Here is a 25699-nt window from a genome sequence, read left to right on the forward strand (position 1 = left end):
GATGTCGGAAGATCACGAGCGCTCGCACTGATTGACCCGTTGAGCGCTTTTGACGATCGCCGAACCTATCAATCAGCCCGCCGCTCTTTCCCCCACACGTTGACGTGACACATTCAACGCCACCAACGACGCCAGGATCGCCATCACCATCCCCGCAAGAAACCCACCGCTATACCCCGCCTGCGCAGTCAACCCCACCAGCAAGGTCGAAGACAGCATTTCCCCCAAATCACGTGTACTTTGCACGGCGGTCATGTCCGTACCGGCCTGGTCGCTTTGCGCGGCGAAGGCCATGGAGGCAGTCATGATCACCACCGAGGTGGCGCCGGTCGCGAACGAGCCCAGGCCCACGGCCAACCAGATCAGTCCGGTTTGCGTGGCAAGCATGCCGTTGGCTTGCAGCAGCCAGGTCAACGCGGCAGCGCCGGCCATGCCCACCGCCAGGATGAACGTCGGCCACAGCCCCAACACCCGGATCAACCATGCACCACCGCCGCAGCCGAGGACGATGGTGACCACGCCGCCGCTCATGCCCAGTTGGCCGATAGCCTGCAAGGACCAACCGGCGTCATTCAGGAACAGCTTTGACAAGCCAAAACCCGACACTGACGTCATGGCCGACAACAAGGCCAGCACCACCAGCGCCAGCGCCTTCGGCCGCTTGATAAACCGCCATAATGAGGCATGCGCCACATCTGGCTGTTTTTCCTGGGCCGGTGCCACGTGCAGCCAGCCGACGCACACCAGACTCAACAACGGCACCAAAGCCAGCAGACTGAACGCGCTGGTTTGCCCCAGGTAGCCGCTAAGCAGCAAGGTGCCGGCGCCGCCAACGAAGAAGCCGACCATGGTGCCGCCCACTTGGATGGCGTTAATCCGCGCGAGCATGTTGCCGCTAAAGTACTCGGCCGCCATGCCGTCGGTGGCGATGTCCTGGGTGGCGCTGGCCAGCGAGGCAACAATCAGCAGGCCCACGGCGATGCCTGCCGTCTCGACGCGCAGGCCGATGCTCGCCAGGCAGGCAATGCACAGCAGCACCAGTATCTGCATGGGAATGATCCAACTGCGGCGCCGTCCCAGGCGTGGGCTCCAATGGTTATCCACCTGGGGCGCCCAGAGGAACTTGACCACCCACGGTATCCCCACCAACGGCAGGAAGGCCAAGGCGTGGAGCGCCGCGCCGTCATGACGCAGCAGGGTCGGCAAGGCGTCCATGGCGATGCCGAAGCAAATGCCTTGGGACAGGTACAACAGTGCAAAGGTCAGCACCATGCGCCAATGTTTCAACAGATCCAGCATTACAAGTCTCCCCCCAGGCAACATTGGCGGCGGCAGCCCGTGCCGCACGCGTAAAAGAAATCAGGCGCCGCAATGCCCACAGGGCACTGGCCGCGCACAGCAGCAACACAAGATCGATGGGCCACAGCGGCACGCTGCCTTGTTTCAGGCTGCCGGCCAGGTGCAGCAGCGCCGCCGCCAGGAAGCCCAGGCCCGTCACGGCCAGCAGCAGGTGCAGCGGTTGACGCCTGGGGGGCATCAGGCAGGCCAGCAGCAGGCTGGCAAGCCAACCGCCCCAGAACCACCACGCCAGGTTGGCACTGCCCAGCGCCCCCGCGCAGAGCAATACCGCCGTGGCCGCCAGCAACCCGCCACCGCCGCCGATCACCAGGCGCAGTAGCACCTGCCAACCGCCGCCGGCCTTGAGGCGCCGACGCTCCAGCCACAGGTACAAGCCGCTGAGCACCAACCCCGCCGCCGCCAACGCCATGCCGAAATGCACGGCACGCAGCAGTGACCCGCCAACAGGCACCCAGCGGTAGTCGGCAAAGTGCAGCGGCTGCACCGCAATAAACGCCTGCAACCACAGACCGCGCCCGCTGGCGCTGCTGGAGCCGACGGCGAGGCCGTCAGCGGCGCGATAGGCATGCCGTTCAAAGACGGCCGTACTGGGCAGGCCTTGTTGGATACCGCTCACTTCCACCCAGGCATCCGGCTCACCCCAGTGGTGCAAGGCGACGTTTTGAGCAGAGAACCCCGGATGGGCGACGGCGTCCTGGTGCAGCAACTGATCCAGGTCGACCGCCGGCGCCGAAGCCGTTGTTCGGCCGACCTGCGGCGGCGCCCCCAGCAACTGCATGAACGCTTGCTGCGGCGCGCCCGGGAACGCCTGCGCGGCAAGCCCCAAGGTGCCGAGCGCCCCCAGGCCGGACAACGCGCCAGTGATACCAAACAGCAGCAACCAGGGCCCGCACCAACGGCCGATCAGGCTGTGCAAGTCATGGGCGAACACCCGTGCCCCACGGTCGCGCCGCAGGCGCTTGAGGTCTTGCAGGCGCCCACTGTGTAATGCACTGCCTGCCCAGATCATCAGCAACAACACCACGCCCAACAAGCTGATCAAAATCCGGCCGGGAAAACCGATGAACAGACTTTTGTGCAGGTTGAACAGGATATCGGCCGCGTTGCCTGACGCCAGCTCACGGCCGCTGACGGGGTCCAAGGCGACCGTGCAGTCCTTGGGCGATGCACACAACTCGACCACCGAGTGGCGGCTGTCCGGCAAACGAATGCGCAATTCACCGAGCGCCAGGCCGCGCTCGCGAGCGATAGCCGGCCATTGCGCGACCGGTAGCGCCGGCCCGTGAGCCAACGCCGCCGGGCCGCGAAACCAGGCGCGCAAGTCTTCATGGGCCATGCTCCACGCCCCCGTCAGCAGGATCACGAACAGCAGTACCCCAAACACCCCGCCTGCCCCGGCGTGTACACGCTGGACCAATGCCCTCGGTGCGCCCATCAGGTTCATCGCCAGGCTCCATCCCAAAGCAGCCAGGGCGTAAACAGCAGCAGCCAGGCGCTGGAGCGACACACCACGCGTTTGCGATCCGGCGCCAGCAACGACCACAGCAGTACCGTCACCAGAAACCCCAAGCCCAGGAACACGCCGGCATACAGCCGCTCCAGCCCACCGCCCCACGGATAATGCCGCGCCAGCAGGACGGCCAGTTGCAGGCTGCTGAGCACACTGCCCGCCAGCGCCAGACAAATGCGCAGCGGCCAGGAACCGAGGGCCGGCGCGGCCATCAGAACGTACCTCGCAGGGTCAGATTGAGGCTGCGCGGTTCGCCATAGCGGTTGTTCCAATTGACGTTGGACAGGCTCTGGTAGTACTTGCGGTCCGCCAGGTTGTTGCCGTTGACCGCGGCAGTCCAATGCTCATCGATGCGGTAGGCGACCCGCGCATTGAGTAAGGCATAGCCGCCCTGCTCCAGGGTTACGGCACCGGATTGGGTGGAGTAATCACTTTGCGCCTGCACGCCGGCACCGACGCTCCAGCGGCGGTCCTGCCACGGCAACTCGTACTGGGTCCACACCCGCGCCATGTGGCGCGGCGTGAAGCTGGCATAGCGCTCACCCGAAGCGTTGGTGTCCTTGAGGTACTCGGTGCTGGTGTAGGTATAACCGGCGGAGACGTTCCATTCGGGGGTGATATAACCGCTGCTCTCCAGCTCGAAGCCCTGGCTGCGCACCTTGCCGCCGCTGATGTAATAGGTGGTCGGCCCCACACCCGGGTGGTCCGGATCGACCTGCGGGTTGTTCTCCAGGTCGATACGGAACACCGCCAGCGACACATTCAAACGCCCGTCCGCCAACTCGCCCTTGATCCCGGTTTCATAGGTCTTGCCCTCCACCGGCTTGAGCAGGTCGCCGCTCCAGGTTTGCCCGGTCTGCGGCTGGTAGACCTCGGCGTAGCTGGCGTACCACGACCAGTTCTGTGCAAAGTCCCAGATCAAGCCGCCATACGGGGTTATTTCCCGGCCGGGGGTGAAGTGGCTGGTCGGCGCGTTCTGGTCCCACCAACTGGCCCGGCCGCCGATGACCAGGGTCAGCGGATCGAGCAGTTTGTAGCGGGTCAGCGCGTAGACGCCCTTGGAGGTGGTCGTCGTGGACCCGGGCGATGTGTAGGCGCCGATCCCGGGTTTGGGCACACTGCTCGGGTCCCAGCGATAGACATTCACCGGCACGTTGAGCGGCGTGGTGAACTGGGCGGTGCGCTGCTCGGTTTCGCCGTGGCTGTAGTTGGTGCCCAACAGCAACTCATGGCTGCGGCCAAACAACGAATACGGCCCATTGACCGAGGCATCCACGCTCTTTTGGGTGCTGCTGAATTTATACGCAGCGCCCATCAAGCCACCGCCATCGCCGGTGAGCGGGTCGATGGCGCCAAAAGCACCGGCATAGCGCAGGCTTGAGTCGGCATCCTGGTATTCGGCGGCGACCTTGGCTTTCCAGTCGTGATCCAGTTGCTGCTCAAGAGAGCCGAACACCCGACGCGTGGTCCACTTGAAGCGGTCCCAGTCCACGTCCAGATAGGTGGAGCGCGACAGGTTCAGGCTCGACCCGTCCTTGGCCATGGGCACGCCGGCCATGTTGGTCACCGAATCGATGGTCTGGTATTGCGCGCCCAGGGTCAGCAGGGTGTCGGGGCTCAGGTCGAATTCGGTGATGCCGTAGAGCAACTGGGTGTCTTGCTTGCCGACATCGTAGAAGTAGTCGCGATCCTCGTAGGCCGCCACCACACGCCCACGCACGTTGCCAGTCTGGGTCAGCGGCCCGCCGACATCCACTTCGCCACGGTAACGGTCCCAGGTGCCGCCGCTGAGGGTGGTGCTGGCGGCGAATGCCTTTTGTGGGCGCTTGCGCACCAGGTTGACCGTGGCCGCCGGGTTACCGCTGCCGTGCAGCAAACCATTGGAGCCACGCAGGATTTCGACGCGCTCATACACCGCCATGTCCTGAGGCGAACCGGCGGTTTCACCGAGCATCGCCGGCACACCGTCCAATTCGAAAGAGTTGATCTTGAAGCCACGCACGTAGTACGCGGTGGTCAGCAACTGGAACGGCTGCACCGTCACGCCAGTGGCCTGCTGCATCACTTCATCGAGGCTGAACAGGTTTTGCTGCTCGATGCGCTCATGGTCGATGACGCTCACCGACTGCGGCGTTTCCCGCAGTTTGAGCGGTAGCTTGCCGATGGTGGTCACGCCGGGCGGGGTCACCTCGCCCGAGGTGTCGTCACCCGCGACCTTGATGTCAGGCAATTGCACGGTCGCAATCGCCTGTGCCAACGGGCTCAGGCCCAGCACCAGCACCATCCCAAGTTGCGCCCCATTACGTTGGAAACCCCGCCCCGCCTTTGTTGCTCCCCGGTGTGACATTGCCCAGCCTCTTTATCGATAATAATTCGCATTAGTATCGTTTAAACGAACGCTGCGACTTTTCGATTAAGGGACTTTTTCAATGGCTGCCCGGCAGGTTTTGCTCGACGAACTGCGCATACCAGCGGTGCGTGGCCAGCAACTGCTCATGACTGCCGCAGCCACTGACGCTGCCGCCTTCCAGCACCAGGATCTGATCGGCACCGCGCACCAACATCGGGTTGTGCGACACCAACACCACGGTGCGCCTGCCATGCAGCGCCTGCAGGCTGCGATTGACCCGTGCTTCGCAGCGCGCATCGAGGCTGGCGGTGGGTTCGTCAAGCAACAGGATCGGCGCCGGGGACAGCAGCGCGCGCGCCAGGCCGACCCGTTGCCGCTGGCCGCCCGAGAGTAATGCGCCGCCCGGCCCCACCTCACTGTGCCAACCCTGCGGCAGGCTGCTGAGCACCTCATCCAATGCAGCATCCTTGGCGGCGTGTTGCAGTTGCGCAGGCGTGGCTTGCGGCCGGGCCATGCTGACATTCCACAGCAGGCTGCCGGCAAACAGCCCGCTGTTCTGGAACACTTGCGTGAGGTGGTTGGCCAAGGTGTGTTCGCTTAGCTGGCGAATGTCCACCTGGCCGAGTCGTACTGCGCCGGTCTGCGGGTCCATGCCACGCCCCAGCAAGGCCAGCAGAGTACTTTTACCCGCACCCGACGGACCGACAATCGCCGTGAACGTTCCCGGCGCGCAATGGATGTCCACATCCTTGAGCAACTGCTCGCCGCCTTCGCCGCAGATATTCAAGCCTTGCCCTTGCAAACTTGCATCCTGAGGCTGCTCTCCGGGGTGCGGGCTGTGCAGCGTCGGCACGGCTAACACCGCGAGCACTTGAGATAACGCCTGCCACGCCATACGCAAAGCCTGGTCCAGGTAAGCCAGTTGCGACAGCGGTTCGATGAAGCGCACCAGCAACACCAACACCGCTACCAACAGCGCGCCGGATAGCTGCCCCGCCGCCACCGCCAGCACGCCACCTGCCAACACCAGCGAAAACACCACCTGCACCGCCGCCGCAAAGCCAAGCCCGCTGGGCAGCGCGCGGCGGTTGAGACGGTGCGTGGCCTGGTGTTGCTCGTGCAAGGCCTGACGCAACGCCAACTGGCCCTGGCTGGCATCACCGGCGCTGCGGATCAAGGCCTGTTGCTGCGCGAATGTCTGCAACAGCTGCCCGGCGCGACGGTCGACTTGCTGGCGCAGTTGCTCCAGCGCCAGGCTACGTCGCCCGGCCCAACGCAGCAGGGCGAACAACGGCAGATAAGCCAGGGCCAACGCCAGCGCCAAACGCGGTTCAATAAAGATCAGCCCCAGCACCACCATCGTCGGCGTCACCAGCGCCGTTACCAGCGGCGCCAGCAAGTGCGCCGGAATGCCCATGCTGTTGAACACCGGCCCGCGCACCAAGTCTTCCAACTGGCCCTGACGCGCCAATGGCAAGCGCGGCAGCTGTTGCACCAGTTGCGAGACCAGGCCGGCCGCCAACCCGGCTCCCGCCAGATAACCACGGCGCTGGGCAACGTAGCTGACCAAGGCCTGCAGCAACGTCAGCCCCAGCAACAGCAGCACACTTGGCTGCACACTCTGTTGATCGAACCAGGCCAGTATCAGCGGCACCAGCGCCAACCCCGCCAAGCCATCCAGCACGGCGGCCAGTAGCATCCACCCCAGGGCGCCGCGCAGTACGCGCCGGGCCTGGTCGGGCAAATGACGCAACGGCGAAAGTACACTCATGACACGAACTCCAGTTGATCGGCCGTCGACATTTGCTCGTCCCACAGCTGGCGGTACAGGCCGTCCACGGCCAACAACTGTGCATGACATCCGCGCTGCACAATGCGCCCTTCGCAGAGCACCAGGATCTGCTCGGCATGGGCGATGGTTTCCAGGCGATGGGCGATGATCAGCCGCGTGCGCCCGGCTGCGTCGTCGCGCAGTGCAGTACGCAAGGCGCGCTCGGTCTGCGGGTCGGTGGCGGAGGTGGGTTCGTCGAGCAACATGATCGGCGCACGCGACAGCAGCGCCCGCGCAATCGCCAGGCGCTGCAATTCGCCGCCGGACAGCCGCACATCATCGTCCACCACGCTGGCGTAGCCCTTGGGCAACCCCATGATCCAGTCATCCAGGCAGGCCGCCTTGGCCGCGGCGCGAATCTGTTTTTCACTGGCGTGCGGCTGATACAGGGCGATGTTTTGCGCCAGTGACAGGCGCAATGCCCCCGCCTGCTGAAACACCAGCGCCAGATGCTGCTGCAATTGGCGGCTGGCGATCTGCCGAACATCCACCCCGCCCACGCGCACATGCCCGCTGTCGACGTCCATAAAGCGCGCGATCAAACCGGCCAAGGTGCTTTTCCCCGCGCCGGACGGCCCCACCAGCGCGGTGGTAGTGCCCGGCTCCAGGCGCAGGTTGATCGCTTTCAGTACCGTGACATCACCCTGGGAGAAGCTCACATCGAGCATCTCCACGCTGGCGTCCCGAGGCGATTGCGGCGTGTCGGGCTCGATCAACGGCGGTGTACTCAACACCTCCTGTAGGCGTCGGGCACTTGCGCGCGCGTTGTTCAGCGCATCAAAGCCGTGCCCCAGCGCCAATACCGGCGCTGCCATGGCGCGCACCAGCAGCAAAAAGCCGCACACCTGCACGGCGCCCACTTCGCTCACGCCGATAAATAGTGTGCCAAGTACCACCCAGGCCAACAGCCACGGTGCGCTGAGCAGGACCTGGATCAGCGCAGCAAGATGGCCGGCGCGACTCACCCAATGGCTGAAGCGCTGATCAAACTGCTGCACCGCCTCTTGCACACGGCGATGAATGCCCGCGCTGGGAAATTGCCGGACCAGGCCCAGGTTGCCGGCGAACTGGCTGTAGTCGCTGAACAACCGCTGGATTGCGCCATTGCGCTGGGCTACGTCCTCGCGGTAATGCGCCGAGCCCAGGCGCCAATAGCCCAACACGCCCAATGCCAACGGCAGCAGGCACCAGAGCGCCAGGACACTGTTGCTCCACAGCAGGTAGGCCAGGGTGGCCATGGGAATCAACAGCAGGTTGACCAGGTCGGTCGGCGCATGGCCCACCAGTTGGTGCAAGGCCCGCACATCTTGCTCGGCGTAACGGGTGACGCCCTCGGGCCCCAGCCGTGCAAACCAGCCCAAGGGCAAGCGTTGCAGATGCTCGGCCAGGCGCACGCGCAGACGGTCACACAGGTCGGCGTCCACCTGATGGGTCAGGTGCAAGGCCAGGGTCTGGCCGCACAACCACAGCGCTGACGCCACCACCGCCACCACCACCCAGTTCAGTGCCGAAGACGCCAGCGGCGGCGCCTGGCGCAAGCTGTCCGCCAGTTGCGCCAAGGCTATCAGCGGCAGCAGCGAGCAGATCCCGGCGACGGCCTGCAACGCGATCGCCGCCCCTAAGCGCGCACGGAAAGGACGCAGCATTTCGCTCAAGTGGCTCATCGGACGTGCTCCAACGCCTGGGCCAGGCCGGCCGCCGGTAACGTCAGCGACGGCTGCTGCGGGAACCCGAGCGCCGCCGTCACCTGTTGCCATAACCTCACCACTTCCAGGCTGCGCTGTTGCAGGCGCGCCAGCCCCACCCCCGTGATCAGCGGTTGCAATGCACTGGCCGCAGCTGTCGGCCAGATGCGGCGGTAAACCTGCGCCCAATCCGCCGCCGCGGCCTCCAACACTTCGGCGCACGGCAGCGACTCATCGGCCTGCGGCCCAAACAGGTCGAACACCCCGTCGGCATCTTGCACCGGCGCACGCACGGCCGGCAGCCACAGCAACGGTCCGTGGGGCGAGGCCAACAGCAACGTGCCGCTGTCAGTGGCGATGCTGATGCGCTGCAGCCTCTGCATGCGCCCGTCATCATTGGCGGCCAACTCATTGAGCACGCGCAACGACACCGGCACTTGCGCCATGACCAGGCTGATATCCCGCCAGGCCGACAGCGCCGGTGCCACGCAGTCCACCGACCATGGGCCTACCGATTCCAACAGCGCCGCCAGCACATCGAGGGTCGCGTAACTCACCTGCACCGCGCAGTCGGCGTCGATATGGCGAATGCCCTGTTGACGATGCAGCTGCCGCGCCAGCTCGATGAACCGCGCCACGCACGGCAACTGCGGGTAGAAACTGTTGAGCAGGCAGCGCCGATGCAGGCGCGCCGCCGTGCCCAGCAAGTCTTGCAGTTCCTGGGGCAGCAACGGGTGCTCGATCAGCACATCAATGCCCCGCTCCATCAGCGCTTGCGCCAAGGCGGGGCCCTGTTCGCCCCTTGCTGCGCCGCCCACCGCTACGCAAGCCAGTTGTGTGTCGGCGGGTACGTGGGCCAAGGCCTCGAAACACGGCACTTCGAGATAGCGAGCCAGTGCGCGGGAGCGACGACTGCCCTGCCCCAGCACCCCGACCAGTTCCAGGTGCTCGGCCGCAGCCACACCAACGGCGTAGAACTGGCCGAAGCGCGAGCCCACCACCAGGGTTTTCACAGGCATAGTCATGGGCGTTCCTCCAGCAAGTAACGACTCAGCCCGGCGTTCAAGCACTCGAAGTGATTGCCGCGCAGGGTCTGCACAGTCAGCGGCGCCAACGACGCCGCCTGCCACCAGGCTTGCAGAGCGGCCTGGTGATCAGGGATCAACGGGTTGGCGACACTCGGCACAAACAGGCGGATGGCGCCCACATACGGCGCGCCATCACTGTAGTGACTGGCGCGCACGGAATGAGCGAACACCCGGTACAACTGCTCATCGGCAATGCCCTTGGCCGCCGCCAGTACGCGTGATCTGAGCGCGGTGGCGTCCAGATCCAGGTGTTTGTCGAGCAACTGTTCAGCCGCCGGCAACCCCAGCGCAACGGTGTCCAGCCCCAGGGAGCCGGCGAAGCTGTAGAGCATCTGCACTTCATCCTCCACCAGGTACGGAATGCGGTAGCTCGATACGATGTCCACCCGCCGCACCTCGGCGCCCAATTGCAGCAGGGCCTTGGCCAGCTCCAGCGTTACCAGCCCGCCGGAGCAGTAGCCCAGCAAGTCGAAGCGGCGCCGGCCGCTGTCCCACAGCGCCTGGGCATACCGTTTGCCGAGGGTGGCGTTGATATGCTCCGGCGGTAGGCTCAGGTAATCGTCGCTGTCATGCACCGCCAACCCCAGCAACGGGCCGCTGCCGGCCAGTTCGGCGATCAACCCGCGATACGGCAGCAGCGTGCCGAGCCCTTCATGCACCAGCACCCGCGCTGTGCCTTCACCCGCGGCCAGCTCCGTCAGCGCATCCACCCGCCCGCGCCCACCCAGCGGCGCACGGCGGGTGTCCGTGGAGGGCACCACTGCGGGGGCTTCACTGCTCGACTCACTGCGCAAGCGCTGGGCCAGGCCTTCCGGGGTCGGCTGGCTGAGAGCCCAGCGCAACAGGCGGTCGAAGGGTTGCGCACGGGCCAATGGCTCTTGCTCGCGCAAGCCGGCGATCAATTGCGCGATCAGCAGCGAGTCACCACCGGCGCCGAAGAAATCCTGATCCGCTGACACCCCGCTGCAATCGAGTACTCGCTCCCAATGCGCGATCAAGCGCTGCACCAGCTCATCCGCCACTTCCGTGCGCGCACGGCGTGCCGGTTCGAGCTGGCGTTGCTCGGCTTGGGTGGTCAGTGCGCGGCGGTCAATCTTGCCATTGGCGGTGACCGGCAAGCGGTCGAGCATCCGCACCTGCGCCGGCACCATATAACGCGGCACGCGCTCGGCGATGAAGGCCAGCAACGTCTCCTGGCTCAGTAATGGCCGGTCGGTTTTCACGCGTGCGACCAACAGGTCGTAGCCCAGCAGGTGCAGCACACTGTCGGCCGACGCCAGCGATTCGGCCTGGTCGCCGGCCTCGCTGTTCAGCCACGCCAGCCACTGTTCCCTATGCACAAACAGCTGCCCGGAGGTGGCGCGCACGTCCTGCGGCGTCTCCATCATCAGGCTTTGGCTGATGCTGATTTCGCGGTGTTCGCGGGTCAGTTCCTGGATCACCAGCCAGGCATCGGCTTGCAGCAATTGGCGTAACCCGGCGAGCAGGCGCGGTGTATCCAGGGCGTTGTTCAATGCGCCGGAGCTGAGCAGCAGGTCCAGGGACCCCGCGGCAAGCCCTTGTTCGCAGGCGGGTTTGTTCATGTCGAACGGCATGAAGCGCACCCACGGATACGCGGCAAAGCGTTCGCGCGCAGCGTTAAGGAAATAGCTCGACACGTCGGAAAACACATAGTCGATCTGCACCCCGTCCGCCACCAACGGCGCCAGCGCGGGGATGATCAGCGCACTGGCGGCACCGGTGCCGGCGCCCACTTCCAGGATGCGCCAGCGGCGCTGGCCCTGGCGCGCAACGATCGCGCAAACCGCCTCGGCCATGGCCCGATGCAGCACTTGGGCATGCTGGCCACGGCTGTACATCGCCTCGGCAATATGTGCCGAGCCCTGCGGGAACATCAGGCTTGCCGGGCTCAGGCGCCCGTCCAATTGCTCGGCCAGGCGGGTCGCGCTGGTGCGCAGGTAATCGACCAATTCCAGCGGCCAAAGACCGCTCGGCGCCAGGCGGGCGAACTGTGCCCAGGCATCGTGCTGATTCAGGTCAGCCGTGCTGACCTGGCAGCGCCAACCGTCATTGTCTGCACACAGGTAGCCGCTGTCGGTCAACAACGTCAGCCAATGCCGCAACAGGCGATGCTGACCCGCGTCGAGCTGCAAGGCGTGGCACAGCGAGTCAAATGCCACGGACTGCCCCGGGATCAGCAAGCCACTGCCGCCCAACCAGTGCAGCAACGACACATCCGCCGCCCGATCCAGTGCCGCCAGTGCCGCTTCGATGGCGGCGCGCGGGCCGAAATCCGCGTGTTCAAGGGTGTGGCGTGCCTGGCGCAGGACTTCGCCCAGCTGCGTGCTCAGGTGAGGCGCAGGTGCGTTGGTGTGCAGGGTGACGAAGCTGCACAGCGAACGTTCGTGACGCTCGCCGAGCAACACCGTGGTACTCGCGGCGATCTGCGGATGGGCCAGCCAGCCCGCGTCGATTTCCGCCAGTTCGATGCGGTGACCGCGAATCTTCACCTGGTCATCCTGGCGCCCAAGAAACTCGATCAAGCCTTCCGCGTCCAGGTAACGTCCCTGGTCACCCGTGCGGTACAGGCGACGCCCGCTGGCATGGGTGATGAACCGCTCGGCGCTGCGCTGCGGGTCTTCGGCATAACCCAGGGCCAGGCCGAGTCCGCCGATATGAATCTCACCACGCACGCCCACCGGGCACTGGCGGCCCAGCGCGTCGAGCACTTCCAGGGTCTGGTGCTTGAGAGCCCGGCCGTAGGGGATGCTCGGCAAGGCCGTATCTTCGGTACGAATGGGATGCTCCACCGACCAGATCGCCGCTTCAGTGGCGCCGCCCAGGCTGAACAACTGGCTTTCGGGCCAGCGTTGCCACCAGCGGGTCGGCAGCGTGGTGGGAATCCAGTCGCCGGACCACAGCACACAGCGCGGCCCGGGGATTGCGCCGGGCTCGGTCTCCAGGTAATCCACCAGCATCTGCCCTTGTGCGGGCACCGAGTTCCACAAGGTGATGCCGTGTTCCTGCATCAATTGCGCCCAGTGCGAAGGATCGGCGCCGCGCTCGGGGTCGGGCAGCACCACCTGCGCACCGACCGCCGTGGCGCCGAAGAAGTCATACACCGACAGGTCGAAACTCAACTCTGCCAGGCCCAGCACGCGGTCATCGGCGTTCACCGCGTAGCGCTGGTTGATGTCATCGAGGGTGTTGACCACCGCGCCATGGCTGAGCATTACGCCTTTGGGCGTGCCGGTGGAGCCTGAGGTGTAGATGATGTAGGCCAGGTCCGCGGCCTCTACCGCCAGCGGCTCACGGGGTGGCCAATGCGGGTCGGCGGCAAGCGTATCGATGGCGATGCGCGGAAGTTCAAGGGTGTCCGGCCATGCCTGGGCTTGCAGGACAATCACCGCGGCAATCCCCGCGTCGCGCAGGATCGCCGCGCGGCGCAAGGCCGGTTGGCGGATGTCCACCGGCACATAGGCCGCGCCCATCTGGGTAATGCCCAGCACCGCCATCAGTTGCCAGGCGCTCTTGGGCAGCATCACCGCCACCCGCGCCCCCGGCTGCACGCCGAGCGCTTCAAGCGCCTTGCGCACTGCGGCGGCATGCTGGGCGACCTGACGATAGCGGTAACGGCCGTTGCGGTCACTGATCACAAGGGCATCCGGAGTCCGCCGCGCCTGTTGGGCGAAGCCGTCGGCGATATTGCGCGCTGGGGCGCTGGCGTGGATTGGCGGGTTTGCCTGCTGCGCGGGCAGCACGATATCGCCACGCGCTTGCCACAATTGCGGGTCGCGGGCCAAGCGTTGCAGCAAGTCGACGTAGGCTGCGAACATCTGCGCGGCCATGCCCTCGGGCAACACCCCGATGCGGACATCCCAGCCGATCTGCAAACCGCCGTATTGGTCGCTGACCTGGCAGTCGATCCACACTTGCGGGGTTTGGCTGATCATGTAGCTGGGCGGCTGCAACACACGCCCGGCATCGCCGAGCATGCGTTCGACGCTGCCGATGCCACTGGTGAACACCACCGGCATCAGGTCGGCGCCACGCCCTCGCACACGGGCCAGTTCGCGCAGTACCTCAACGCCGGTGAAGCGGCTGTGGTCGAGGTCATCGAACAGCTGCGCGCCGATACGCCGCGCACGCTGGACAAAACTGGCGCCCTCGGTGCCGTCCACCGCGAGCAGGCTCAGGGCGGTGAAGTCCCCCACGACCTGGTCCAATTGCGGGTGCAGGTTCGGCCGGTTGAGCACGGTGAGGTTCAGGCAAAAGTCCGGGCTTTGGCTCCAGCGCCCGATCACCTCGACAAACGCGGCCAGCGTCACGCCCGCCGCGCTGAGGCCTTGAGCGCTGGCAAGGGCGCACAGGGCGTTCCATTGCCCGCTGCTCAACACGCCATGGTGGTGGGCGAAACGCGTGGAGCCCAAGCCCGCGTGCTCGCTCAGCGGCAGGTCCGGACGCCCGGGCAGGCTGTCCAGGCGCGCCAGCCACCACGCCTTGTCGGCGTGCCAGGCGGTGCTGCCGCGCGCTTGCTGTTCGTGCTCGAGGTAGTCGCGAAAGGTCGCTTCCAGCGCCGGCCAGTGGCGCGTCGGTTCCAAGTAGCGCTGGGTGAGTTCTGCCAGCAGCAGTTGCAGGCTGGCGTAGTCGAACAAGGTGAAATCCACCGAGCAATGCAGGATTGCCTGCTCGCGTCCCACGCTCAGTTCGGGCAGCAGGATCGGCCATTGATCGAGCGCATGGCAGGCATGGTCCAGGCGCTTGCGCACGCTGTTCAGGTGCGCCTCGAACGCCTCGGGCGTGGCGTCGCGGCGGTCATGCACCGGCAGCTGTTGCCATGGCACCTGGGCTTGCACACGTTGCTGATGGTTATCGACCACCGCGCGCAGCATCGGGTGACGTTGCACCACGGCGTTCCAGGCCTGTTCAAGGTGTCCGGTGTCGACGTTCGCCGGCCACGGGTATTCGACATACAAGTGGCAAGCGTTGCCGCCATAGTCAAAGGCCGGGTTGCGCCCCAGTACATAGGCGCCCTGTACCGCGCTCAAGGCGAAGGGTTGCAGCGCCTGCTCCGGCTGTGCGCGCCATTGTTGGGGCGCAAGATGCACCAGCAGCGCTGGCCGCTGGGCGCGAATACGCTCCGCCAGGGCTGAGTCCAATGCGCCTTGCGGCGCGCGAAAATGCAGCTTGCCGTCAGTGGCCCAGAGTTCGATCTGGCGTTCACGGCAGATGTGCAGCACATCATCCAGGCTCATAACACGCCCTCCTCGATAGCCACTTCGCCGCTGCGCACCAACAGCGCGGCCATGCCTGCCAATGTCGGCTGCAGGTAGAAATCGCTCATGCGCAGGCTGGCGCCCAGTTGTTCACGCACGCTGGCCAGCAGCCGCGTCGCCAGCAGGCTGTCGCCGCCCAGGCTGAAAAAACTCGCCTGGGCGCTGCGCACCGGCCGTCCCAGGATGGCCTCCCAGCACGCTGCCAGGGGCTGTAGCTCGGCACTGAGTTCGCCGTCTTCGTTGTTTGCCGGTTGCCTGCGTTGCAACGCGTCGCTGAGGCTGGCGTGCAAGCGCGCGCGGTCGATCTTGCCGTTGGCATTCAGTGTCAGGCGCGGTACGGACCACAGATGTTCGGGCCGCATCGCCTGGGGCAAGCGTTGTTGCAGCCATTGGTCGAGGCTTTCAGCGGTCAGGGTTTCATCCGCCGCACGCGCACTCAACAGCAGCATCGCGGGGTTTTGCCACAGGCATTCCAGGTGGCGAAAACCGCTCTGGCCGAGCAGATGCGCCAGTTCGGCAGCGTCAGGCAATACCGGTGCGCGCTCATCCAGCAGCGCCGCGCTGACCAGCCGCAACGGCGAGTCGCGCAGCAGGTCGGCCAGCAACAGGCGGCCTTGCGGCTTGAGCAGTGCCTGCGCCAGATTCAGCCCATCGCCGGGCTGAGCATAACTGTGCAAGGCCGCGAAGCTGATCACCACGTCGTACTGTGACCAGTGTTCAGCGGGCAGCACGCCCTCCACCAGCAGTTGGCTCGCCACGCGCCGGCGCTTGCCCACGCTGGCGGCCAGCAGGCCGGGGCTGCTCTCGAACAAGGTCAGTTGCACGTCGCGCGAACTCGCATGGTTCAGCCATTGCTCCAGCAACTGCCCGCCGCGCACATCCAGCACCGCGACTTTCAGCGGTGTGCCGCGGTGTTGTTGGAGCGCCTGGCTCAGGGTGTCCAACACCTGGCGGCCCGCCGGCAGGTTCAACGCCATGGCCTGCGGTGCCAGCAACGGATCGAACAACACTTGCGAGGCGCCGTCTTCGGTGCGCAACAGCACCTGCAAGGCACCGACCATGCGGTGCAGATCCGCCTCGCGCCACCCCAAGTGCGCCAACGCGTCGTGCAGGCTGAGCGACTCGACATGCTCGGCCAGCCACTCGCGCCACGTGTCGAGCAGGGCGCTGGGCGGCGGGTCTTGCAGCAGGCGGCGCAACAGCTGCGCAGTGACCCGGTGTTCTGCGGCCAAGGTGTCGTCGAGCATCGAGACGGCCGGCAACGCCTGCGCCGATGCAGATTCAGCGCTGATCACCACGGCCGCGCCGAGGCTGCCGTTCAACACGGCGGCACAGGCGCTTTCAACCCGTGGGTGGGCGGTGAGCGCCGCTTCGATTTCCCCCAGTTCGATACGCTGCCCGCGCAGCTTGACCTGCTGGTCCATGCGCCCGAGAAACTCAAGGGTGCCATCGGCCCAGAAGCGCCCGCGGTCGCCGGTGTGGTACCAACGCCCGTGCTCATCACTGCGAAAGCGCTGTGCGGTCAGCAGCGGGTCATTGCGATACCCCCGCGCCAGGCTTGCACCACCGATCAACAGTTGCCCGATCACCTGGTCCGGCACATCGCGCCCGGTGGCGTCCACCACCCGATACGCCTGGCCGGCCAAAGGCTTGCCATAGGGAATCGACGGCCAGTGGTCGGGGACCTCATCAATGCTTTGCAGGTTCGACCAGATACCCGCCTCGGTGGCGCCGCCCAGGCCGTACACGCGGCACTGCGCGGTGGCGTGGCGCCGCAGGCGTGCGGCGAGGTCGAGGGCAATCCAGTCGCCCGACAGCAACACCGCCCGCAGGCTTCGGTAATCACAGGCATCGGCGCCGACGCCCAGGGCCATTTCCAGCAATGCCGGGGCCGAATTCCACAGGCTCACGCGGTGTTCGGCGATCAGTTGCGCCCAACGCGCCGCATCGCGGGTTTCTTCAGGTTGCAGCAGCACCAGGCGCGCGCCCTGCCCCAGCACGCCAAACAGGTCGTACACCGACAAGTCGAAATCCAGCGCCGACACGGCCAGCAGGCAATCATCCGGCGTGACCTGCAGTTCGGCCTGCACCGCGTCGATCGTGTTGATTGCGGCGCCATGGCAGACTTCAACACCTTTGGGAATGCCGGTAGAGCCCGAGGTGTAGATCACATACGCGCTGGCGCGCGGCGATAGCGTTTTCGGCGCGGCCAATGGCGCGGACTGCTCAAGCACCGCCGGGTCAAGCCATTGCAGCGCGTTGCCCGGCGGCTGATCGGCAATCACTCGGGTGATGCCCGCAGCCGACTCGATCAGGCTGCGCCGCGCAACCGGCTGTGCGGTGTCCACCGGCACATAGCAACCACCGGCCGCCAGCACGCCGAATACCGCGGCGATCTGGCGAGGCCCACGCGGCAGGCAGACCTCCACTGCCTCGCCCTGACGCATGCCCGCCTCAAGCAAACCCGCCGCTATACGCAGGGCTTGAGTAGCCAGATCGTTATATGTCCAGCGTTGCGCGCCGCAGATCAGGGCGAGTGCGTCGGGTTGTCGGGCACTTTGGCGAAAAAAGTCTTGGAGCAGGCCACGCCCCGGCGCCAACGCCGGCAGGCTGTTCTGCTGGTCGCGGCGCGCCTGTTGCGCCAGCGGCAACAACACCGGTTGCGGCTGGTTCCAGTCGCTGTCGGCGAGACGCTGCACCAGCTCGACATAGGCGCTGAACATCGCCTGCGGCACGCCTTGCGGGAACAGGTCGGCAACGCTGTCCCAGGCCAGCAGCACGCCGTCCTCAAGCCGATACAGTTGGTGGTCGAGCCACACTTGCGGGGTTTGCGAGAGCATGTCGTGCAGGTCGCCAAACACCTCGCGAAAGCTGGCGGGGACAAAACCCGAATCGCTCAGGTTGCAGGAAAACACCACCGGCGCGGAACGCGGATGACCTTGGCGACGTGCCTCACGCAGCACTTCCAGCGCGGGAAACGCCGCGTGGTCGATGGTGGCGTGCAAGTCGCGCTGGTAGCGTCGGGCGCCTTCGGCAAACGGCAACTGCGGTGCGTCTTCACACGCCACCAGCAGCAAGGTGGTGAAGTCGGCAATCACCTGGTCGATGGATGGCTGATCATCGTGACGATCGAACAACGGCACATTGAGCAGGAAGCTCGACTGTTCACTCCAGCGTGCCAACACCGCGTTGAATGCCGTGGCGAACACACTGGGCAACGTCAGGCCATGGGCCGTCGCCTGGCGTTGCAGGCGTTCGGCTTCTGCGTGACTGAGTACGTAAGCCTGGCGGGTAAACCGTGGCGCACGGATCGATTCCGGGGCACAGGCCAGCGGCAGTGCGGGGCCGTCCGGCAACTGCGCAAGGCGTTGGCACCAATACTCACGATCTCGCGCATACGCCTCTGCGCGACGTTGGCGGCGCCGGCCCAGGTAGTCGGCAAACTGCTCGTCCGGCGCGGGCGCAAGCGCGGCCGGCGCCTGATAGGCCTGGCCCAGTTGCGCCATCAACAGGCGCAGGCTTTCCACGTCGACGGCCAGCAGGTCGACACTCAACCACACACGATCACGGCCTTCGGGCAACTGCACCAGGCCGACCAGCAACACCTGCCCCGCGTCCACGGCCAGGCATTCATGCGATCGCCATTCACGCAGCGCGTGCCAGGCGTCTTGCGCAACCGCCTGAGTGTGGTGGCGCCAATCCTGATGGTCGAAAACCGGCAATTGCGTTGCGCCAAGAATGCGTTGGCGGCCGTCGTTGAAACTGGCACGCAACATCGGGTGACGCGCCTGCACGCACTTGACTGCCGCTTCCAGGCGTTGCGCATCGATGCCCTGGCAGTCGAATTCCAGCCATGCGTGGCAACTGATATTGCCCAGCACTTCGGCGGGCCCGCGCCCCAGCCAGTACGCCTGTTGCACCGCGCTGAGTTCAAAACTGTCGTCGGCTAAGCTCAACGGGGCGACATCAGCCACCTCCACACGTCGCACCACCTGGCCATGCAGCAGGCCAAGCCAGGCCGCGAGGCTGGGTTCGGCGCTGAGTTGGGCGAAGTCGACCCGCAACCCATGGCTGCGCAGGCGCTCCTGCAAGTACATCAGGCGGATGGAATCCAACCCACAGCCCAAGAGGTTTTCCTCATCGCCCAGGCTGTCGATTTCTTCCACGGTAGCGCCCAGCAACTGGGCAAGGTGTTCGATCAGCCATCTGCGCAGTGCGGTGGTGTCTGCTGTTGTCAGCTCGCTCATGAAAAGCTTCCTGTGACCCGTCTAGATAAAGTCCCTGGCTCACCAAGATGGAAGCCATTCTCAATTGGAACTCTATCGCAAGCGGTTTTTCAGAAAGCGCTCAGGGCTTTAGATAAACAGGCCTTTTCATTCGATTCAGAGACACCGTGCCGTGATCAACGGATTTCGCTGGGCGATACACCGTAGCGCTTGCGAAAGGCGATGGAAAAATGCGCCGGGCTGAATCCCACGCCATAGGCGACGGTAGACACATTGCTTTCCTCGTCGCTGAGCATGCGGTGGGCTTCGTTGAGACGATGTTCGTGCAGGTAGCCGAACACGCTGGTACCGAACACTTTGCGAAACCCCGCCGTCAGTTTGCGCGGGCTCATGCCCACGTGGCTGGCCAGGGCGTTCAGGCTGGGCGGTTCGAGCAGCGAGCGCACCAGACGGTCCCGGGCGGCGTGTACACGCTCCACATCCGACGAGGTGATGCGCAGCTTATGCTCCGGCTGCCCGCGCTCACCGAGCAGGAACTGCGCGCTCAACGCGGTCAATTCCAGCGCCTTGCCACCCAGGTACAACGAGCGGCTCGGGCCCTGCATCGGGCATGTCGCAATTTGCGTGGCCAGTGCCTGCATCGCGCGCGGAGCCGGGCGCACCATCATGTACGGGTCGCCGCCGCCACTGCTGAGGAGCTTGCGCGGGGCCAGGCCGAGATGGCGGTCGAGGGATTCGAGGTCCAACTGGACGATGGTGTAGCGCAGTGGCGTGGTGGTGCCGTAGATCTGCGACGAGGTGAACTCGCCGTCGTTGACGATGGTGCACAGGCTCGGCCCCTTGATCGACTGCTCGCTGTGCCCGGGGATGCGGCACGACAGCTCGCCACTTTGCACCAGAATCAACTTGAGGCCGCGCTCCAGCGGGTCCTCGACCCAGTTTTCGCTGTCTGACCACAACGTACCGGTGACCAGGGTCATGTGTGGGTCCAGGTAGACCGTTCCGGGTTGGTTGCCCTTGGGTTCGGCCTGCGTCTCTTGTCGACTGGGGGCGATGATCGTAATAGTCATTGGGTTTTCCCTTGATCCTGAGGCCATTACGCGGGGCCTGACCTGAATGAGGAGGAGGCTTTTAAACCGTAAACCTCCCTGTTTATAGCCGCTGTGTATTTCATCTAATGAAAAAGTCACAGGTCCGAAAGCCTTGGCGTTGAGAAGCGCTCGGCGAAGGACAATGATAATAGATCTCATTTAGACGTTTGTAGCCAATTATTTCTACAAATAGGGGATTCCATGTCATTGCACACCTGCGCACCCGATTCAGACAGCGTTGGCGACGCGCCCGACTGGCCTGCCGCGTTCGCCGAACGCTACCGCCAGGCCGGTTACTGGCAAGACCAGACCTTCGCTCAGGCCCTCGATACGGTCGCCGCGCGCACCCCATCGGCCATCGCGATAACCGACGGCCCCTTGCACCTCAATTACCGCAGCCTGGCAGACCGCTGTCGGCGCCTGGCTGGCGGTTTGCACGCGCTGGGGATCGCAGAGGGCGACAATGTGGTGGTGCACTTGCCCAACGGCACTGCGTTTATCGAAGTGTGCTTTGCGTTGTTCCGCCTGGGCGCCCGGCCGATCCTCGCCCTGCCCGCCCACCGTCAACATGAGATCGGCGGCTTTTGTGGCTTTGCCCAGGCCTCGGCCTACATCGGCTGCGCTCAATTGGAGGGCTTTGATTGCCGCTCGATGGCGCGCCGACTGGCCGCTGCCAACCCGCTGTTGCGCCACGTGGTGATCGACGGCGATGCGCAGGAGTTCACCGCGTTGAGTGGGCTTTACAACAGCGCGCCGCTGGAACGCGACGCCGGTCGCGCCGACGCCGTGGCGTGTTTCCAGCTGTCGGGAGGCACCACCGGCACGCCAAAGTTGATCCCGAGGCGACACGCCGAATACCTCTATAACGTGCGCGCCAGCAGCGAAGTCTGCGAGCTGGATGCGCGTACCGTTTACCTCACCGCGTTGCCCATGGCGCATAACTTCACCCTGTGTTGCCCGGGTGTGATCGGCACCCTGCTGGCCGGTGGGCGCGTGGTGTGTACGCGCCGCTCGGACCCGGAGTCCTGCTTTGCGCTGATTAGCGAGCAGCGGGTCACCGTCACCGCCTTGGTGCCGCCGCTGGCGATGCTCTGGCTGGACGCCCAGGACCAGCGCCAGGCCGACCTGTCCAGCCTGCGCGTGCTGCAAGTGGGCGGTGCGAAATTGCTCAGTAGCGCGGCAGAACGGGTCACGCCGACGCTGGGCTGCACCTTGCAACAAGTGCTGGGCATGGCCGAGGGGTTGTTGTGTTTTACCCGCCTGGATGACCGCCCGGATCTGCTGCTGCATACCCAGGGCCGTCCGCTGAGCGCCGATGACGAAGTACGCATTGTCGATGAACAGGGCCAACCGGTGCCCGAGGGTGAAGTGGGTGAACTGCAAGTGCGCGGCCCGTACACCATTCGCGGCTACTATCGCCTGCCCGAACACAATGCCCGGGCGTTCACCGCCGATGGATTCTATTGCAGCGGTGATCGGGTCAGGCGCACCGCCGACGGTTACCTGGTGGTCGAAGGTCGTGACAAGGACCAGATCAACCGCGGCGGTGAAAAAGTCGCTGCCGAAGAAGTGGAGAACCTGCTGATCGGCCATCCCCAGGTACACGACGCCGCGCTGGTGGCGATGCCGGATGCGGTGCTCGGCGAATCCACCTGTGCCTTTATCGTCGCCCGTGACCCGGCGCCCTCGGCCTTCGCACTCAAGCATTACCTGCGCGGCCACGGCCTGGCGGCGTTCAAGGTGCCGGACCGTATCGAGTTCGTCGCACACTTCCCGCACACCGGCGTGGGCAAAGTCAGCCGCAAAGACCTGCGCGAGCGCCTGCGCCAGGCCTGGCTGCAGAGTGCCGCTTCGTGAGCCTGCACGACGAACGCTGGGTACGCGCTTATCGACTCACGCCCATGCCACGCTGGCGATGGGTGTGTTTCGCGCATGCCGGGGGCAGTGCGAGTTTCTTCCGCGACTGGGTCCACGCCCTGCCCGTCGACATCGACCTGTTGGCCATCCAATACCCGGGCCGCGAAGACCGTTTCAGCGAGCCGTGCCTGACCGACATGCAGCGCCTCGCCGACGGTGCCGCGCAGGCGTTGTCGTGTTACGCCGACCGGCCGCTGGTGTTGTTCGGCCATAGCCTGGGGGCGGTGGTGGCGTATGAAGTGGCGACGCGCCTGGAACAACGGGCAATCGCCGTCGACCACCTGTTCGTGTCCGCCCACCCGGCGCCGCAGCGCCAACGCGGCGGGCAGTTGCACCTGGGCCCCGACGCGGCCTTGCTGGACGATGTGCGGCGCCTGGCCGAGCGCCCCAATGCGTTGCTGGAGAACCCGGCCCTGTGCGAATTGTTCCTGCCCGGCTTGCGCAACGATTACCGCATCGTTGAAACCTACACCTGTACACAACCGCGGCCACTCAAGAGCCGCATCGGGGTGTTCTACCCCGAGCAAGACCCGGAAATCGAGCTTGATGAAGCCATGGCCTGGCAAGCCGCCAGCCACCAGCCACTGCACCTGCAGCGCTGGCAAGGCGGACATTTTTACCTGGTCGAGCAGCGCCAGGCACTCATCGACGCCATCGTCGCGACGCTGTCGACCCCATCGCCCTCCTTGAAGGAAACCTGTCAATGAAAACCCCCGACGCCTGTGATGGCCTGCAGGACATCCGTCACGCCATCGATTCACTGGACCACCAGATCATCGACCTCATGCGCCAACGCATGGCTTACGTCAAAGCCGCCGCGCGCTTCAAGCCGACCGAAAGCAGCATCGCCGCGCCCGAACGCGTTGCCCAGATGCTCCCGCAACGCCGCGAGTGGGCCGAGCAGGCCGGGCTGGACCCGCACTTCGTCGAAACCCTGTTTGCCCAGATCATCCATTGGTACATCGGCCAGCAAGTGTTGCACTGGCGCGCGATGAGAACGCTGGCATGAGGGCCTTTGCACAGTTGCACGCCCATGCCGAGGGGATGATCGAGGTGTTCGAGCACGCCCAGCGGCGTGCCGTCGAACAAGGTGAACCGGTGTTGGCCAGTTACTCGATGAGGATCGCCCCGCTGGACTTGCTGGCGCTGTTTGGCAGCGTCGACCAACCTGGCGCCGAGTGCCTGTTCTGGCGGGCCCCGGAAGACGACAAAAGCCTGTTCGGCTGGGGGGTGGCGGCGGAGCTGAGCAGCGCGGGCACACAGCGTTTTGCCTCGGTCGACGCGCAATGGCGACACTGGCTGCAAAGCGCAGTGATACACGGCCCGCTGGCGCCTTCGGTGTGCGGCGGCTTTCGATTCGATCATCAGGTCAAGGCCAGCCCCGCCTGGCAGGGTTTTGGCGATGCGTCCCTGTGGCTGATGACGCTATTGTTGGTGCGCGACGGTGCAGACTGTTGGCTGGTGTGCCAACAGCGCGTCGCGCCCAGCAATGCGGCGCGTTGCTGTTGCGAGCACGTACTGAAGGAGTGGAACACGCTGATGGATCGCTACGTCAGCGGCGCGCCCTCGACGGCTGCACGGCAGCACACCCGCGACCAGAGCCTGCCGCGGGCCTGCTGGGAAAGCAAAGTCGCGCATGCCCTGGACGTGTTGCGCGACACCGCGTTGAACAAGGTGGTGCTGGCGCGGGAAGTGGTCAGCGAATTTTCCCGGCCCATCAGTGCCGGGCGCACCTTGGCTGCCCTGGCGATCAACGACCCCACGGCGTACCTGTTTGCGTTTCGACGCCACCACGCGTGTTTTATCGGCGCCTCCCCGGAGCGCCTGGTCAAACTGCACAACGGTCACCTGCAAACCCTGGCGCTGGCGGGCACAGCCCGGCGCGATCCCTGCCCGGAGCAGGATGCGCAACTGGCGCAAATGCTGCTCGACTGCCAGAAGAACCAGCATGAGCATGCCGTGGTGGTGCAGATCATTCAGCGTGACCTGGCGCCCTGGGTACGCCCGTTGCACGTTCCCCCGGCGCCGCACATCAAGCGGCTCAGCCGCGTGCAGCACTTGGCGACGCTGATCGAAGGCGCACTGCGCCCGCAGAGCAGTTTGCTGGACATGGTCGCAGTCCTGCACCCGACGCCCGCGGTCGGCGGCCATGAGCGCGGCCAGGCGCTGGAGCATATTCGCCAATTCGAGGGCTTTGACCGTGGCTGGTACGCGGCGCCGTTAGGTTGGCTGGATGCCCACGGCAACGGCGAATTCATCGTCGGTTTGCGCAGCGCTTTGCTCAACGGCAACCAAGCCCGTCTATTTGCCGGCTGTGGCATCGTCGAACACTCCGACCCTGCCAGCGAATACGACGAAACCTGCATCAAATTGGCGGGCATGCGCGCCGCGTTGCAGGTATAACCCGCTGCCCGATGCTTGAATCAAGTCCGGCGCAGGCCTACCCTGCACACGGAAAATTCACCCTCTGAGTCAGGAAGACCTTACATGTGGGATGGCAACGTTACCTTTGGTGATTCATGGGCCGGCTACATTGGCCGCGCGGATCAGAACACTGCCCACTCCCATGTTGCCATTCAGCTGTGCATCGGCGTACACCAGCCCGTCACCCTGGAGCTGCCCGGCCAGTCGATCCGCGCGGCCGGCGTGATCATCGGGCCCAATGTCGAGCACCGTGCCGTGCCCGACATTCATCCGGTGGCCTTTGTCTACGTCAACCCGGATACCCCGTTGGGGCGTGCGCTCAACGCGTTGCTGCAAGACAATGGCATCGCCCTGGCCAGTGACGAACTGCTCGAGTGCTTTCGCCACTCCAGCTCCCTGTCTCAGTTTGTGGAAGCGCTGGGGCGCTTGCTGGCGATTACGTCGCCCATCGACCAACGCCTCTACAAGGCCTTGAACATTCTGCGCCTGGACCGCGACGGTCCGGGCTCCGTCAGCCGCGCCGCGAGTGCGGTCGGCCTGTCCAGCCCGCGCTTGCGCTATGTCGCCACGCACCAGATGGGCGTGTCGCTGTCCCAATGGATCATCTGGAACAAACTCGAGCGCGCGTCCAAATCCCTCGCTGACGGTTCCACCTTGTCGGATGCCGCTGCCGACGGCGGCTTTTCCGACCAGGCGCACTTGGCCCGCATCATGCGCCGCATGATTGGCATGACGCCCCGCACCGCTGCCAGGGTTTTGCGAAAGACAAGCGTTTCGTTCAAGACGCATTGATATCAAAAAGCCAATATCGATCGCATCTTATTCGCGAAAACGATAAGCGCTGATTGCCGGCCTCACACAGCACCTCAGCGCTACCGACAGTGAATGCAAGAGTGTTCGCCAGGGGTATCCGTGCCCGGGATTTGGCGGAACGCACCGTTA

The 25699-nt window shown here is 65.1% G+C and carries 15 protein-coding genes; 5 read left to right on the forward strand and 10 right to left on the reverse strand.

Annotation, left to right across the window (positions count from 1 at the left end):
• Window positions 1–72: 72 nt before the first annotated feature.
• The 10 genes from AC07W0_RS21560 to AC07W0_RS21605 all read right to left on the reverse strand — a co-directional run bounded on the left by AC07W0_RS21560 (window position 73) and on the right by AC07W0_RS21605 (window position 20395).
• On the reverse strand, window positions 73–1299 hold the full coding sequence (locus AC07W0_RS21560; RefSeq protein WP_102618245.1) for a RhtX/FptX family siderophore transporter: 1227 nt from the start codon (window positions 1297–1299) through the stop codon (window positions 73–75).
• A complete protein-coding gene (locus AC07W0_RS21565) occupies window positions 1184–2803 on the reverse strand; it encodes a PepSY-associated TM helix domain-containing protein (protein WP_256580899.1) in 1620 nt (539 codons plus the stop codon). The genes AC07W0_RS21560 and AC07W0_RS21565 overlap by 116 nt, the downstream gene beginning before the upstream one ends.
• Entirely contained in the window at window positions 2800–3081 is a 282-nt protein-coding gene (locus AC07W0_RS21570) for a hypothetical protein (protein ID WP_046489517.1), read from the reverse strand. Before AC07W0_RS21570 ends, AC07W0_RS21565 begins: the two co-directional genes overlap by 4 nt.
• Window positions 3081–5153, reverse strand: coding sequence for a TonB-dependent siderophore receptor (locus tag AC07W0_RS21575; RefSeq protein ID WP_102618244.1), 2073 nt, complete (start codon window positions 5151–5153; stop codon window positions 3081–3083). The genes AC07W0_RS21570 and AC07W0_RS21575 overlap by 1 nt, the downstream gene beginning before the upstream one ends.
• Window positions 5154–5295: 142 nt before the next feature.
• Window positions 5296–6990: an ABC transporter ATP-binding protein gene (locus AC07W0_RS21580; protein ID WP_046489529.1), complete on the reverse strand. Its 1695-nt coding sequence runs from the start codon at window positions 6988–6990 to the stop codon at window positions 5296–5298.
• Complete coding sequence (locus AC07W0_RS21585) at window positions 6987–8714, reverse strand: ABC transporter ATP-binding protein (RefSeq protein WP_102618243.1); 1728 nt, start codon at window positions 8712–8714, stop codon at window positions 6987–6989. The genes AC07W0_RS21580 and AC07W0_RS21585 overlap by 4 nt, the downstream gene beginning before the upstream one ends.
• Window positions 8711–9760 carry a Gfo/Idh/MocA family oxidoreductase gene (locus tag AC07W0_RS21590; protein ID WP_102618242.1) on the reverse strand — a complete coding sequence of 350 codons (1050 nt, stop codon included), beginning with the start codon at window positions 9758–9760 and terminating at the stop codon, window positions 8711–8713. The genes AC07W0_RS21585 and AC07W0_RS21590 overlap by 4 nt, the downstream gene beginning before the upstream one ends.
• Complete coding sequence (locus AC07W0_RS21595) at window positions 9757–15078, reverse strand: non-ribosomal peptide synthetase (protein WP_102618241.1); 5322 nt, start codon at window positions 15076–15078, stop codon at window positions 9757–9759. Before AC07W0_RS21595 ends, AC07W0_RS21590 begins: the two co-directional genes overlap by 4 nt.
• Window positions 15075–19346: a non-ribosomal peptide synthetase gene (locus tag AC07W0_RS21600; RefSeq protein WP_102618240.1), complete on the reverse strand. Its 4272-nt coding sequence runs from the start codon at window positions 19344–19346 to the stop codon at window positions 15075–15077. Before AC07W0_RS21600 ends, AC07W0_RS21595 begins: the two co-directional genes overlap by 4 nt.
• Window positions 19347–19501: 155 nt before the next feature.
• Window positions 19502–20395 carry a helix-turn-helix domain-containing protein gene (locus AC07W0_RS21605; protein WP_017849084.1) on the reverse strand — a complete coding sequence of 298 codons (894 nt, stop codon included), beginning with the start codon at window positions 20393–20395 and terminating at the stop codon, window positions 19502–19504.
• Window positions 20396–20617: 222 nt separating this feature from the next.
• On the opposite strand from AC07W0_RS21605, the gene AC07W0_RS21610 reads away from it, so the two are divergent.
• From AC07W0_RS21610 to AC07W0_RS21630, 5 genes are all read left to right on the forward strand, one after another.
• Window positions 20618–22273, forward strand: a complete 1656-nt coding sequence (locus AC07W0_RS21610; protein ID WP_102618239.1) for a (2,3-dihydroxybenzoyl)adenylate synthase — start codon at window positions 20618–20620, stop codon at window positions 22271–22273.
• Entirely contained in the window at window positions 22270–23040 is a 771-nt protein-coding gene (locus AC07W0_RS21615) for a thioesterase II family protein (RefSeq protein ID WP_275959056.1), read from the forward strand. Before AC07W0_RS21610 ends, AC07W0_RS21615 begins: the two co-directional genes overlap by 4 nt.
• Complete coding sequence (locus AC07W0_RS21620) at window positions 23037–23342, forward strand: isochorismate lyase (RefSeq protein ID WP_017849081.1); 306 nt, start codon at window positions 23037–23039, stop codon at window positions 23340–23342. The genes AC07W0_RS21615 and AC07W0_RS21620 overlap by 4 nt, the downstream gene beginning before the upstream one ends.
• On the forward strand, window positions 23339–24736 hold the full coding sequence (locus AC07W0_RS21625; RefSeq protein WP_102618237.1) for an isochorismate synthase: 1398 nt from the start codon (window positions 23339–23341) through the stop codon (window positions 24734–24736). The genes AC07W0_RS21620 and AC07W0_RS21625 overlap by 4 nt, the downstream gene beginning before the upstream one ends.
• A gap of 84 nt (window positions 24737–24820) precedes the next feature.
• Window positions 24821–25549, forward strand: a complete 729-nt coding sequence (locus AC07W0_RS21630) for a helix-turn-helix domain-containing protein (protein ID WP_017849079.1) — start codon at window positions 24821–24823, stop codon at window positions 25547–25549.
• Window positions 25550–25699: the final 150 nt, after the last annotated feature.

The sequence above is a fragment of the Pseudomonas sp. GW704-F2 genome (assembly GCF_059423025.1).